Source organism: Pseudomonas sp. NPDC087639, from assembly GCF_044743385.1.
In the GTDB taxonomy this organism is placed as follows: Bacteria; Pseudomonadota; Gammaproteobacteria; order Pseudomonadales; family Pseudomonadaceae; genus Aquipseudomonas.
Genome location: NZ_JBIUWI010000115.1, coordinates 6,742 through 8,103, shown reverse-complemented (window position 1 = coordinate 8,103; position 1,362 = coordinate 6,742). Strand labels below are relative to the sequence as shown.

General features: G+C 60.0%; 2 protein-coding genes. One reads left to right on the top strand and one right to left on the bottom strand.

Annotated features, from left to right (window positions below; genetic code table 11):
* The first annotated feature begins 89 nt into the window (after positions 1-89).
* Positions 90-734, top strand: coding sequence for an orotate phosphoribosyltransferase (gene pyrE, locus ACIOVB_RS26415; RefSeq protein ID WP_187680344.1), 645 nt, complete (start codon positions 90-92; stop codon positions 732-734).
* A gap of 67 nt (positions 735-801) precedes the next feature.
* On the opposite strand, the gene argB is transcribed toward pyrE, so the two are convergent.
* Positions 802-1,362, bottom strand: a 561-nt coding sequence (gene argB, locus ACIOVB_RS26410) for an acetylglutamate kinase (RefSeq protein WP_401272148.1), incomplete at its 5' end; no start/stop codon positions are given.

Here is a 1,362-nt window from a genome sequence, read left to right as displayed (position 1 = left end):
CCCGCATACATCCCCCCCAAACTCGCGAGCGTCTATGACCCACGGCGTCAAGCTAATTAGCTAAATCCGTGGTATTTGGGGTTTTTTTCATGCAAGCGTATCAGCGCGATTTCATTCGTTTTGCCATCGATCGCGGCGTTTTGCGCTTCGGTGAGTTCACCCTGAAGTCCGGGCGTACCAGTCCTTACTTCTTCAATGCCGGCCTGTTCAACTCGGGTTCTGCCCTGGCGCAACTGGGTCGTTTCTACGCGGCGGCCATTGTCGAAAGCGGCATTGCCTTCGACGTGCTCTTTGGCCCAGCCTACAAAGGCATCCCGCTGGCGGCGACCACTGCCGTTGCGCTGGCCGAGCATCACGACCGTGACCTGCCATGGTGCTTCAACCGCAAGGAAGCCAAGGCCCACGGCGAAGGCGGCAGCCTGGTCGGCGCACCGCTGACCGGTGAAGTGCTGATCATCGACGACGTGATCACCGCCGGCACCGCGATCCGCGAAGTGATGCAGATCATCGCTTCCCAGGACGGCGCCAAGGCTGCCGGCGTGCTGATCGCCCTGAACCGCCAGGAGCGCGGCAATGGTGAATTGTCGGCGATCCAGGAAGTGGAACGCGATTTCGGCATTCCGGTGATCAGCATCGTTTCGCTGAATCAGGTGCTGGAGTTCCTCGCTGATGATCCGCAGCTCAAGCAGCATTTGCCGGCCGTGGAAGCGTACCGCGCCCAGTTCGGCGTCTGATCGCCGAAAGCAGGCAAAAAAAGACCCCGCTCAGTCAGGCTGAGCGGGGTCTTTTCGTTTGTGTAGCTTACGGACGCTTGCGATTGCTGATCAGCGTGCCCACACCGGTATCGGTGAAGATTTCCAGCAGGATCGCGTTCGGCACGCGGCCGTCGATGATCAGCGAGCTACCTACGCCGCCCTGAACCGCTTCCAGTGCGCAGCGGATCTTCGGCAACATACCGCCGTAGATGGTGCCGTCGGCGATCAGGTCGTCGACCTGTTGGGTGCTTAGACCAGTCAACACCGTGCCCGATTTGTCCATCAGGCCCGCGATGTTGGTCAGCAGCATCAGCTTTTCGGCTTTCAGCGCTTCAGCGACTTTACCGGCCACCAGATCCGCGTTGATGTTGTACGACTCGCCATTTTCACCCACGCCGATCGGCGCGATCACCGGGATGAAATTGCCTTTGACCAGCAGGTTCAGCAGCTCGGTGTTGATCCCGACCACTTCGCCTACCTGACCGATGTCGATGATTTCCGGTTGAGTCATCTCCGGGGTCTGGCGGGTGACGGTGAGCTTTTTCGCGCGAATCAGCCCGGCGTCTTTACCGGTCAGGCCGATGGCGCTGCCGCCGTGACGGTTGAT